This window comes from Sphingobacterium sp. MYb388 (assembly GCF_037479535.1).
In the GTDB taxonomy this organism is placed as follows: domain Bacteria; phylum Bacteroidota; class Bacteroidia; order Sphingobacteriales; family Sphingobacteriaceae; genus Sphingobacterium; species Sphingobacterium anhuiense.
In genome coordinates, this window is record NZ_JBBGYV010000004.1 from 190,556 (window position 1) to 203,507 (window position 12,952).

A 12,952-nucleotide genomic window follows, 5' to 3' on the forward strand; every position below is an offset into this window, starting at 1 on the left:
ATTAAGAAAGAAAAGATTTCAAAAAACGGGGTGAATCAACTCCAGAAAGTAATACCGAAGAACAAAAATAGTCTTTCACAAACGTTAGTTGGCCGTAATTGGCATTATCATTAGAGCAAAATTATTGAATATATAATAAATGAAAGAAATAAGCATAAGACAAATTACAGAACCCGATTTTTCAGAGGGATTTGCTATTCGGGAGATTGAAGGTATGCTTTCTGAAAAAGATTTGGTACAAGATCTTCATAGGCACGATTTCTTTTTTGTTTTATTTTTAGAAAAGGGAACGGGTGAACATCGTATTGATTTTACAAACTATCCTGTTGACAATTATGCTGTTTTTTTCATGCGACCTGGACAGGTGCATGAACTTATTTTAAAAAAAGGTAGTAAAGGCTATTTGATGCAATTTAACCGTGATTTTTATACACCAAAAGAAGAACCCGTTAATTTTGTTTTACGAAAAGTAAGTCATAAAAATTACTGCCCACTTTCTGTCGACAGATTTGGTCGAATTTTAGCACAACTAGCTTTTATTTCTGAAGAGTATATAGGTAAACGGGAGCATTAGAAGGATGTTATAAAAGCAAGTCTTGAAATACTTTTTATTGAACTTGTCAGACAGAGTCGTAGTCCTAAAGAAATTACAAAGAATGGTAATGAATATTCTCAAAACCAGTTAGAAGAGTTTTTGGAATTATTACAGAAGAACATTGTAAACTATAAGCAAGTAACGAAATATGCAGAATTGATGCATCTTACCACATTCCAACTCAATAAAATAACCAAGGAAACTATTGGTAAATCGTGCTCAAAACTCATTAATGAACAAATAGTGCTTGAAGCAAAAAGAAATTTATTAGCGACCACTAATCAAATAAATCAAATTGCATTCGATTTAGGTTTTGAAGATCCTTCTTACTTTATCCGTTTTTTTAAAAAGAATACCAACTATTCGCCAGAAGCATTTCGAAAAAACTTTAAATAAGTACCCCTGGATTACAAGTTTGTCCTACAAAACAAGCTTTATCATCAAGTAATTTTGAAAAGAATTTAAAAACAAGATGAAATATGAGAATTGTAATTGTAGGTGCTTCAGGTACTATGGGTACTTATTTAGCTGATGTGCTAGAAGGTGAAGGCCATGAATTAATAAGAACCAGTCGATCAGCTAAAGAGATCCAAGTCGATACGACATCCACCCAGTCTATCGAAGCAATGTTTGAAAAGATAGGCCCCTTTGATGCGTTGGTTACTACCGCTGGAGAGACATTTGTCGGTCCATGGAAAAATTTGAACGACCAAAATTTCAAAAAAGGAATTGAAGGTAAAATGATGGGACAAATCAATTTGGTACTAATCGGCCAGCATTACATTAATCCTAAAGGTTCGTTTACCTTGATCACAGGTGCGCTAACACACGAACCTCAAATTAATTTTGCAAATGCGTCAGCAGTAAACGGAGCTGTAGAAAGTTTTGTGAAAGCCGCAGCTATTGAGTTGCAAAATGGCATCCGTATCAATGCAGTCAGTCCCTCAGTCATAGAAAATTCACCCCATTATTTTCCTTATTTCCCAGGAGAAATTCCAACAACGATGAAACAGCTAGAATATCTTTTCAGAAAAAGTTTATTTGGCGCTGGAACAGGACATATTATCAAACCTTAAAATAATTGAAATGAATAACAAAAGTAAGATGATCCAATCGATTAAAATATGGTTAGTAATTTATCCTTCGATAACGCTTTTCTACGTATTATTTGGAAGCTTTTTAGCGGAGCTCCCATTGTATGTGAGGACACTCATCTTAACCGTAATATTGGTTCCTTGGATGGTCTTTTTGGGTTTGCCTTTTATACATTATGTATTGAAGAGTATAAATAACAATGACAAATTTTAACCGAAGAACTTTTATGAAGCAAGGAGGGGTTTTGACGTCCGTATTTCTCCTGCCTCTTACTTTTAACTCTTTTGTAGATAGAAAAATAATGAAAAACGAAAATCAATTTGATGTAATTATTATAGGAGGCAGCTATTCTGGACTTGCCGCGGCAATGGCGCTTGGAAGAGCTTTAAGAAATGTATTGATAATCGACAGTGGTGAGCCTTGTAATAGGCAGACACCGTATTCGCACAACTTTTTAACACAAGACGGAAAAACCCCATTAGAAATTTCTTTAATAGCAAAACAACAGGTATTGATGTACGATACCATTACATTCTATAGTGGTTTTGCCACAAAAGGTATGAAAATCGAAAAAGGGTTTGAAATTGAAACCGAATCTGGCAACAAATTCACAACATCTAATTTAGTTTTTGCTGCAGGAATAAAAGATATAATGCCCGAAATCCCTGGCTTTTCCGAATGCTGGGGAATTTCTGTCCTGCATTGTCCTTATTGTCATGGTTACGAAGTGAGAAATGAAACAACTGGTATACTTGGGAATGGTGATTTTGGCTTTGATTTTTCAAAACTGATATCAAATTGGACAAAAAAGTTAACCCTTTTTACCAATGGAATAGCAACACTAACTGACGAACAAAAAAATCTACTTGAAAAGCATGCTATTGAAATAGTAGATAGAGAAATCGAGAAATTTGAGCACCAAAACGGAAAAGTCAAAACCATCATCTTTAAAGATGGTTCAAAGCAAATGGTAAATGCAATTTATACAAAACTGCCTTTTGAGCAAAATTGTAGCATTGCTGAACAACTGGGATGTGAATTAACCGAAGACGGTTACCTGAAAATTGATTCTTTTCAAAAAACTACCATAAACGGTGTGTATGCTTGTGGCGATACAGCGACACGAATGCGAACAGTCGCTAACGCAGTAGCAATGGGAACATTGACAGGAATGACTGCAAATAAAGAGCTTATCGAAGAACGTATTTAAATAATAATACGAGCTTTTGTTTTGACAGTCAATAGAATGAGTTGAATGAATTACTAAAACTCTTCATATCTAATGACCGTTTTTTACTGAATCTGAAATACTAATCTTTCTGCGTTTATTGAGATCAACATATTTTGTCGGCATCAAGGATATGTGAAGCTGCTCACATTAGAATTTGTGAAACTGGCGTTAGATCAAAGTCATTGAATGAGACTAACACTATGAAACTTTTGTATTAAATTTGGATTAATGAAATTGTAATACCGAATTTCGTAAGGGTCCAAAACATTGGCAATAATTTTTATTGAATCCGAAACCGATAAATAATGGCAAAAAAGAAAAAAACACTTCCAAAAAACTTCAGTGAATTAATTACTGAAAATAATATAGACAATCTTAAAAAAGTATTTGATACGTGTGAATTCGATGCAAGAGGTGGTTATGGAAAAGCAACAGCTCTTAGTTTTTTTAATGTTCCGGATGAACTTGTTCGCTGGTTGTTGCAAAGCGGAGCGGACATCGAAGCTATCGATAGTTATGGACGTACGGCACTGCATCAACATGCGATGATGCGAAGTGGCAAGTTAGCTGTCTTCTTAGAATTGGGTGCAAATATCAAGGCAGTGGATAGCTATGGGGACACACCCCTACATTTTGCAGCTGGAAGTAGTTTTAATGTTTCATCTGTAAAACAACTTGTAGCCTATGGTGCAGATACCAAAGCGCTAAATTCATATAAACAAACACCCCTCGAGCGAGCTTTAAGTAGTGCAAACAACATTGACATTATACATTTGGTGGAAATATCGCGAATATTACTGCAAAGTGAATCCGAAATCACTCAAAAAATGAAGGATGAAATTATTCGAATAGGAGAAGGTTTTGAATTTCATCGGAAAAATTTTAATAAAGACTATCTACATGAGACAGACCATGCACTAAGTAATCTTTATGAAATATATCAAGTTATACCTGTCAAGAAACGTATTATGCATGATGGTGTATCACCAATAATTGTAAATGGAACAAGCTGGGAAAAACAATTTGAACAATTGTGGAACTTATTGGTGCCATCAAAGGGAAATGCTGATACAGTACAAGGGGAGGTTGTCCGAATTGCAGGAAAAGTACGTGATGAAATATACCGAAATGGGGGTGGAAACTGGAACATTGATTTCAAAAAAATGTTGGATGCATTTTACCTGCACTTAACTTCGGAGCATGCTTTACCTGCTACTGAACTTGAAGAAGCAAAGACTTATATCAAAGATATTCGTAATACTGGATTTGCTGATGATATTAATTTCCTATGTGAACTTGCAACAAACTGGGTGCGACTTAACCCGATACCAATTGTGCTTACCAAGCCAAACTACAATAGATAAACTAAACAACTTTTGTCGACGTTTCTTTCGAATTCCTATTGTATTTAATAAGAAAAGCCAATCTTGCGATTAGCTTTTCTTATTTGCTATCTATTAAAAGATTCGCTGCAATGAAATCAATGGATTAGGGTAATGAGTTGTTAAACAATCAACAAGCCTGAGTATTTCATGTGTATCGCCGCATAGTCAAATATTAAAATTTAACTTTTAATAATACTTGTTTTTTAAAGATAAAAGTTTTAAATTCTGTATAGAATACTACATTTACTATTTCAAACACTGCCTTTGCTGTTTTATGGTTTTAGTTTTATTACTATTGCAATAAGTTTGAGACAAATTAAACTTAATATTATGAAACGGATCATCTTCACACTTCTCAGCCTTATTATTACGCTATCTACAGTAAATGCACAAAAAGGCATTAATTTTTCACACACCTACGCTGCTGGAGGCAAGCTTCTTATGTGTCTTGATAGTACTGCAGAAAATTTCTATTATGATAATACATTCGCGAATCAACCTAACACTTACTTTAATTATTTACCTGAAATCAGCAATGTAAGTATCCAAATCTATTTCAGAAAAAAAGACCATGTACAGAATTATCGGTATAGCATTTTAGCCGATGATAAACCAATAGTTGTAAATAAGCCAATAGACCTACCGCAACTTAGAGATATCGATAGGGCAGACGAATCATTCAGATCGACAACACTTGGTGTTTTTCCTATTAACGGAAAAACCATTACAACCTTAGTCTACAGCATCGAAAAGCCTCTAGATATAGACAAGTCTGTTTTTTACGGAAAGCCTATTCCAAAAGCTAAAATAAAGGTTATTGCAAAGCGGTTCGAAATTGATCAAGGAGTTGACTACAGTTATATAGTCGATCCAAAACAAACAACAGCTATTGTTTTTACAGAGAAAGACGATGAACTTACTATTGTTAAAGACAGATCTGATATTGATTATGTTTACTCTATCTCCATAAAAGATAAGCAAACAAATAAAACAATCTTTGAGTCAGTTTCATGGCAATATGGGGGCTATGTCGATGAACATAAACTTTCACCTTATGTTAAGATGAACAAAAACATTTTCAAAAAATCTGGAGATTACGAAATTAGTATTCAACCATTGATCAAGTGGGGTACTTCAGCATCAAAAGATATCGACAAATACACAAGTAGATATACTCTTTCCATAACATTAGATCAAGAGAACTATAGCAAAAAAGAACTTTTAACATATACGTTAGTCGTTTTATTTTCTATTGGATTAGCAGTTCTTATTATCCTTTACTTTAACAAAAAAAGAAATAAGAAAATGCTGGCTGAAAATGAACAGCAAAAAGATAAGGCGAAGCTTCAAATTAGCTTAATTCGGTCTCAATTAAATCCTCATTTTCTATTTAATGCACTTTCTGGTATTCAAAATTTAATGAACAAAAACGATATCGACAATGCCAATAAATATCTATCTAAATTTGCTCGGTTAACTCGTAATGTACTTGATGATAAAGAACTGATTAGTTTATCTCAAGAAAAAAAATTATTAGATGATTACTTACAAATGGAGCAATTGCGATTCGGCTTTAAGTACGAAATTAATCACTCCGAAGACTTGGATTTAGATAACACTGAAATTCCCAGTATGTTGCTACAACCTTTTGTCGAAAATGCGGTGAAGCATGGCATATCGCAAAAAGCTAGTGAAGGAAAAATTGTGATTGAATTTATTAAGCAAGCGAGCAATTTGGTGTTACATATTACTGATAATGGGAATGGTTTTGACACGAAAAATAAGAATAATGGCTTAGGGTTGCTGTTGACTGATCGTCGAATAACATTATTAAATAGTGTTTATAAACAAAATCACTTTACCTTAGCAATACAATCAAATTCTCACGGTACTAAAATAAGCTTAACATTAACTGATTGGCTATAATATGATGAGGGCAATTTTAATAGATGATGAAAATTCTAACCTAGAAAACCTAAGGATTTTGCTAGAAAAGCATTGTCCGCAGGTAACCATAATTGCAACAGCACAAAGTGTACGTGATGCAGTTGATGTTATTGAAAATTATGTGCCAGACTTAGTGTTTTTGGATATTCAAATGGGTGATAAGACAGGTTTTGATGTGCTAAAACTACTTCCAATGCGTAATTTCGATGTTATTTTTGTTACTGCTTATGACCAATACGGAATAGAAGCGATAAAATTTGCTGCCTTGGACTATCTTTTAAAACCGATTGATATTGAAGAGTTAATGCATGCGGTAAAAAAAGCCGAGCGCAAATTTACAAGGCAAATACAAACCTCGCAACTCGATTTTTTATTGCAACAGCTTAAAAAGCCAGAACCGACCATAAGCAAAATTGCCTTACCGATGCAAAGCGAAATAAGGTATGTTTCACTATCAGAAATTATACGTTGCGAAGCAGATAACACATATACCCACTTCTTCCTTTCGAATGGTGAAAAGATATTGGTTTCTAAATCACTTAAAGAGTATTCAGATTTGTTACGACCCAACGGTTTTTTGAGAACTCACCAAAGCCATTTAGTAAACCCGAAATATGTAAAAAGTTGGCTAAAAGAAGATGGAGGTATTCTACTCTTAATATCTGGAGATAAAATACCTATTTCTAAGCCCAACAAGGATATTGTAAAACAAGCCTTGCAACAGTTTTAAATGTTAGATAGCTATCCCCGAACCCATACCAATGCTGATGTTCGAATCCTAATATTTTTAAACAAGAAAAGCTAATCTTGCGATTAGCTTTTCCTTTGTGATCCCGCTGGGATTCGAACCCAGGACCCATACATTAAAAGTGTATTGCTCTACCAGCTGAGCTACGGAATCTTACTCTTTTTTGAAGTTTCCTTCGTTGTTTGGAGTGATGCAAAGGTAGAAAAAACTAGCATACAGTGCAAATAAAACGACTATTTAATTACAAAGTCCTTTCTTGTCCTTTCATTTATAGGGAATTAATTTTTTAAAATTAAGAAATATAATCCCTATCTTCATTACTTAAAGTTGAATTTGGAACTGAAGATTGTTCAATTTCTGATGGGTTAGCTGGATTTACTTGAATCACTTCTGTCTTTCTTTTCTTAGGTCTCAACAAAATACCCCCAATGATGATCCCGATAAAAAGAGTGATCGCTATAATTGATGATAATGCGAAGATGTGCTTACCAAAAAACCAAAATTCTACCGGAGCAGTGTTCTGCATAAAAAAAATCGTAATAATGACGACTAAAATTAAAAGTATGATCGTTTTGAAATTCATTTTTCGCGTTTTTATTTACCAAAAATAATCATTGTCATTGATACTTTATATTCTTAAAGGTGCAGGATCTATTATTCGTCTTGATAACGTTCTGAAGACTAGAATGAATATTGCACACGGTTACTAAATTAATTAACTTGTATTAATATATAAATAAACTTCTATAAGCATGTATGACCGTCTAAAAAAGTTATTGTCACCGCTTTTTATCTTCTGCCTCGTACTATTGATCGCCAATGATTTTTATATGAAAGCAACTTTCCACAATACGTTTACCGGAAAACTTTCTGATTTCTGTGGGTTATTTATTTTTCCTATTTTTTGGTCAACGATCTTTCCCCGTCATAAATTATGGATCTTTATCTTTACCGGAATATTGTTTGTCTTTTGGAAAAGTGAACTTGCCTCAGGATTTATAGAACTGTTGAATATCTTATTTAACATCCAACGAACGGTCGACCTGAGCGATCTAATTGCGTTGCCAATGCTGTTTGTAGCCTGGTTTTACATAAAAAATGATTCTATCATATTGATTGCTGATTCCTTAATAGCAAGATTAAGCACTTTGATTGTCGCAGGTATTACAATTTTCGCTTTCTGCGCAACCAGTCAGCAAAGGTATGTCCAATCTTTTGATCAGCCACAATATGTTCTCTTAAAATCAGCTACAGTTCCCGATTTAAATTTATATCATGAATTTGAATTTTACCCAAAGGATTCTCTACTTGTCGTTAAGGTCAATCATTGGTATATTAATCGGCCCATTAGAAACGATGATTATAACAAGAATCATTCACTTGAAGATCTAGATAAAAATGTTGTAGCTAGGCTAGCAGATAGCACCACTGTAATTCCTTACGGAAAAATAACTACTCTGATTATTAATACAGCGGAGGGTGAGGATTTTTTAAGATTTAATGGAGGTCGCCTCGATGGTAAATTTAGTAGAAAAGTAAATGATAAATTAATCATTGAAGGATTTTACAAAATGGGGGTAGAAGACTCAACTTGGACTTTTACTTCCGGCGATAGCGATAACGTCGTCGTACAAACATTTGTAAATGGAGAACGGACAAGTGTCAAGCAGTTTGATCATGGTAAATTGGTTGCTAAGACTCATATTAATACCAGAGCAGATACTATCCGAAATACATATGTTCAGATCAGTATTATGATTTTGATTATCATTTTCATGATCCGATTTTTAATCAAGAATTACCGTAATACATTTCCTCAAGAACTTGAACTAAAATTAGTTTGGAAATGGTTAATATGTCTTATATCGCCAATATTTGTCTGGCTATCCTACATTGGAATAAGGATTTTGCTCATGGATTTCAATGAAGATATTTTTGTGATATTAGCATCATTTTTATTTATTTCTATAGTTGTGTGCCCGCTTATGTTTGTTGTTGTATTTTGGATCAAATTACGGAAGGAAATGGATATCCTGTTATACTGCCTAATATTTGGACTTTTATGTAGCATATGGACTTCATGTGGTACACTAATAGCTTTGTATAATTAGTTTTTGTCAAAATTTGACGATGATAATGCTCTTATCGGATTAAAAAAATGGAAATTCTGAATGGGGATTAAAGCAGAGACTATAGTATCAACAGAAATTTATCCGGAAATTTTGAACCTCTCCATAATGTACCAAAAAAGATCCGATAGAACTTAAATGCTACTATTTATAATCTTTTTTTTAATTTCTTAAATAGGAAGCGAACTGCTGCGTAAGTGAGCAAGGAGAAAGCCAGATCTATGGCAAACGCCATTAAGGAATAGTTACTGAAATGCTGCATTTGACCTGTAAGCAGACTTTGTCCTGCACCTTCACTGTAGTACGTTAACGGAAATCCTATTGTAGTTAAACCATCATAGGCCATACCATTGTGATAAGAAAGCCAACTCAGTAAAGCGAAGATCAGTAGCGTAGCTAACAGATAGGCCAATACTTTTTTATAGTTACTATGAGGTTCTTCGTACATGATCATTTAATTTAGAAAAATAGCCTCTTTTTTAAGAGGCTATTTTTTCAGCTGTGATGGACAGCTATATGTTTTTATTAAAATTTATTTCGCATCGATATTGACCGCATTCAATCGTAATGAATTGAGGATAACGGATACTGAGCTTAGGCTCATTGCTGCGGCAGCAAGCATTGGCGATAACAAGATACCAAAAGTAGGGTATAAAATACCTGCTGCAATCGGAATGCCTAAAACATTATAAAGGAAGGCAAAGAGTAGGTTCTGTTTAATATTGCGCACTAGTTTATGACTCAGTATTTTAGCTTTGGCAACACCCATTAAGTCGCCTTTCAATAAGGTTACTTCAGCACTCTCGATAGCCACATCAGTACCTGTACCCATTGCAATACCTATATCTGCCTGTGCTAATGCTGGAGCATCATTGATACCGTCACCAGTCATTGCGACTACTTTATTTTCCTGTTGCAGCTTTTTAATCTCCATCAACTTATCTTCTGGTAGCGCTTGTGCTTTAAAGTGTTTAATACCCAGTTCATCCGCTACAGCTTTGGCTGTTTTGGCATTGTCACCTGTTAACATAATCACATCAACACCATGATCCATCAGGTAATGGATAGCCTGTTTTGCCGTATCTTTTATTTTATCGGCAATAACGAGATAACCTAACAGTGTTGTTCCTTTAGCTAAGTAAGATACTGTACGGCCTTTTTCCTGTTCTACAGCAACTTGTTCTTTAACGCTTTCGCTGATCGCAATACCATCGTCCAATAACAACGATTCATTTCCAAGAAGCACTTTATCATTGGCAATATAACCAATAACACCTTTACCGTTTATGGTATCAAAACGATCTGTCTCTTTTAATGTTAGTTTTGACTCCTTTGCTTTCTTCACTACCGCTTCGGCTAAAGGGTGGGAGCTATTGGCATTCACTGAAGCTGCCAAGATCAACAATTCATCAACGGTACTGTCTGATGTACTGAATACCACTTCCAAACTCGGCCTTCCTTCGGTTATGGTTCCGGTTTTATCTGTCACCAGTACATTCACTTTATCTAGCTTTTCGAGCGCTTCCGCATTCTTTATCAAGATACCATTTTTTGCACCTTTACCGATTCCCACCATGACCGACATCGGTGTTGCAAGCCCCAGAGCACATGGACAGGCTACGATAAGAACCGCCAAAGCATTGGCTAAGGCAAAGGCCAGTTTAGATTCTACTCCATAGATCATCCAGACGACAAATGTTAAAATAGCGATGGCAATTACTATAGGAACGAATATGCGGGATACACGATCGGTTAACTTCTGTATTGGTGCTTTACTTCGGCTTGCACTATTGACCATTTCTATAATTTGTGCCAATAGTGTATCATCACCGACACGGTTGGCTTTCATTAAGAATGACTGATTACCGTTAATCGTTCCAGCACTCACTTTATCACCTTCATTTTTATCGACAGGAACCGGTTCCCCCGTTAGCATGGATTCGTCAATCGAGCTATGTCCAGAAGTTATTTCTCCGTCTACAGGAATCTTTTCTCCTGGTTTAACGCGTAAAATTTGTTCTAACTGGATGTCTGCGACCGAAATTTTCTTTTCCACTCCATTTTCAACTAGATTAGCTTCTGCAGGAGAAAGTTTTATAAGTTCTTTAATAGCTGAATTCGTTCTTGAATGTGCTTTCGCTTCCATTAGTTGTCCCAATAGTACCAGCGTTAAGATAACGGCAACAGACTCAAAATATAGTGCAACCTGACCATGATGACCTAATAATGCATCCGGAAATAGGGATGGAAAGAATAAAGCCACTACGCTGTATAAAAATCCTGCTCCGGCACCTAGACCTATCAAGCTGAACATATTTAAGTTCCAAGTTTTGAAAGAGGTCCAAGCACGCTCAAAAAACATCCAAGTGGCATAAAAAACAACTGGAATGGTTAAAAATAACTGGATCCAGCCTGACATCTTTGGTGTGATGACTTGCCCGATCGGGTTGCCAGGAATCATTTCACCCATTGATAATATAAATAAGGGAACGGTGAATAACAGCGCTACCCAAAATTTCTTTTTCAGTGTTTGATATGTGTGATCATCTTCCTCTGTGTTGGCATTTGCTACTAAATCCATACCACAGATGGGACAAGAACCCGGTTTGTCACTTTGAACTTCTGGATGCATCGGACAGCTGTAAGTTAAAGCTGCTTTCTTTTCTGGCATTTTCTCTAAGTTCATACCACAGACTGGACAGGATCCTGGTTTATCATACAGTTTCTCGCCCTCACACATCATAGGACAATAATATTTACCCGTTGAACTGGCCGTGACCTTTGGAGTGCCCACTTTTTCATGCGAAGAAAAGCCTGTGGATTTAATATCATGGTGATGCTTATCTGCTTTATCAGCTAAAGATTCAACTGGAACGAGAAACATACCACAAACAGGGCAGGAACCTTTTTGGTCGTAAGTTTTATCATGACCTTCACAAAACATAGGACAGATATATTTACCTGATGGTGCGCCTGCAGTTTGGACTGTCTGTTCATCTTTATTTTTTGATGAACAGCAAGAGGCGTTCGCACTTTCATCCTGTGTGTGTTTATTTTCCAATAATGACTCAACAGGTACTAAATGCATCCCACATATGGGGCAGGAACCTTCTTGCTCGTACGTTTTATCATGACCTTCACAGAACATAGGACAGATATATTTACCTGATGACTTGTCCACCGTTTGGTTTATCTGTTCTCCGTTATTTTTTGATGAACAGCAAGAGGCGTTTGCACTTTCATCCTGTGTATGTTTATTTTCCGATAATGATTCTGCGGGTACTAAATGCATACCACAGACAGGACAGGAGCCCGGTAAATCGTACGTTTTATCCTGACCCTCACAGAACATGGGGCAAATGTATTTGCCTGAAACAGCTACTGCACTTTTTTTCGATTGATCATCTGCTTTATGATAGACTGAGGTCTTTCCGTTGTGATGACTATTGTTTTGCACAATGTGGTAATCACCAATTTCTGAAAGTGCTTTATTGCATTCATCTACATCAACACGATCTTCACTATCAATAATGACTTCAGGTGGAGCTAATGTAACAGTAGCTTTTACACCTGGTATCTCATTTAGCTTATCTTCGACATTTGTGCGACATCCATTGCAAGTCATGCCGGATATTTGATATTTTTGATTCATAATCTGCTTTAAATTAACCTATACAAATATCCCTCTTTAGACAAAAATTAATGCTGTAACATTTGAGGTTTAAATTATAAGATTTTAATTAAGCAAGAAATATCCTTTAAATGGATATTTAGCTATCAGTAAAAGAACAAAGAAATTATTACTTTGTTTGTAAATGAAAA

The 12,952-nt window shown here is 35.3% G+C and carries 11 protein-coding genes and 1 tRNA gene; 8 read left to right on the forward strand and 4 right to left on the reverse strand.

Going from position 1 to position 12,952, the window contains the following annotated elements:
* Positions 1-139 precede the first annotated feature (139 nt).
* From WH188_RS14585 to WH188_RS14615, 7 genes are all read left to right on the forward strand, one after another.
* Positions 140-574: an AraC family ligand binding domain-containing protein gene (locus tag WH188_RS14585; protein ID WP_339424237.1), complete on the forward strand. Its 435-nt coding sequence runs from the start codon at positions 140-142 to the stop codon at positions 572-574.
* Between the two features lie 120 nt (positions 575-694).
* Complete coding sequence (locus WH188_RS14590; protein WP_339424238.1) at positions 695-991, forward strand: helix-turn-helix domain-containing protein; 297 nt, start codon at positions 695-697, stop codon at positions 989-991.
* 83 nt (positions 992-1,074) lie between these two features.
* Positions 1,075-1,671, forward strand: coding sequence for a short chain dehydrogenase (locus tag WH188_RS14595; RefSeq protein WP_339424239.1), 597 nt, complete (start codon positions 1,075-1,077; stop codon positions 1,669-1,671).
* A 245-nt stretch (positions 1,672-1,916) separates the two neighbouring features.
* Positions 1,917-2,900, forward strand: coding sequence for an NAD(P)/FAD-dependent oxidoreductase (locus WH188_RS14600; RefSeq protein WP_339424240.1), 984 nt, complete (start codon positions 1,917-1,919; stop codon positions 2,898-2,900).
* 326 nt (positions 2,901-3,226) lie between these two features.
* Positions 3,227-4,285 (forward strand): ankyrin repeat domain-containing protein, encoded by a 1,059-nt coding sequence (locus WH188_RS14605; RefSeq protein WP_339424241.1) that lies wholly within the window; start codon positions 3,227-3,229, stop codon positions 4,283-4,285.
* A gap of 351 nt (positions 4,286-4,636) precedes the next feature.
* Positions 4,637-6,232 (forward strand): sensor histidine kinase, encoded by a 1,596-nt coding sequence (locus tag WH188_RS14610; RefSeq protein ID WP_339424242.1) that lies wholly within the window; start codon positions 4,637-4,639, stop codon positions 6,230-6,232.
* Between the two features lies 1 nt (position 6,233).
* Positions 6,234-6,983 carry a LytR/AlgR family response regulator transcription factor gene (locus WH188_RS14615; protein ID WP_339424243.1) on the forward strand — a complete coding sequence of 250 codons (750 nt, stop codon included), beginning with the start codon at positions 6,234-6,236 and terminating at the stop codon, positions 6,981-6,983.
* A 98-nt stretch (positions 6,984-7,081) separates the two neighbouring features.
* Here WH188_RS14615 and WH188_RS14620 read toward each other — a convergent pair.
* Together WH188_RS14620 and WH188_RS14625 are read right to left on the reverse strand one after the other, a co-directional pair.
* Positions 7,082-7,154, reverse strand: a tRNA-Lys gene (locus tag WH188_RS14620).
* Positions 7,155-7,293: 139 nt separating this feature from the next.
* Positions 7,294-7,584 (reverse strand): DUF1049 domain-containing protein, encoded by a 291-nt coding sequence (locus tag WH188_RS14625; RefSeq protein ID WP_021192051.1) that lies wholly within the window; start codon positions 7,582-7,584, stop codon positions 7,294-7,296.
* 169 nt (positions 7,585-7,753) lie between these two features.
* Here WH188_RS14625 and WH188_RS14630 point away from each other — a divergent pair, with 169 nt between their 5' ends.
* On the forward strand, positions 7,754-9,112 hold the full coding sequence (locus WH188_RS14630) for a hypothetical protein (RefSeq protein ID WP_168126583.1): 1,359 nt from the start codon (positions 7,754-7,756) through the stop codon (positions 9,110-9,112).
* 166 nt (positions 9,113-9,278) lie between these two features.
* Here WH188_RS14630 and WH188_RS14635 read toward each other — a convergent pair whose 3' ends face one another.
* Both WH188_RS14635 and WH188_RS14640 read right to left on the reverse strand, forming a co-directional pair.
* Positions 9,279-9,578: a hypothetical protein gene (locus tag WH188_RS14635; protein ID WP_168126584.1), complete on the reverse strand. Its 300-nt coding sequence runs from the start codon at positions 9,576-9,578 to the stop codon at positions 9,279-9,281.
* Between the two features lie 84 nt (positions 9,579-9,662).
* Positions 9,663-12,782 (reverse strand): heavy metal translocating P-type ATPase, encoded by a 3,120-nt coding sequence (locus WH188_RS14640; protein ID WP_168126585.1) that lies wholly within the window; start codon positions 12,780-12,782, stop codon positions 9,663-9,665.
* Positions 12,783-12,952: the final 170 nt, after the last annotated feature.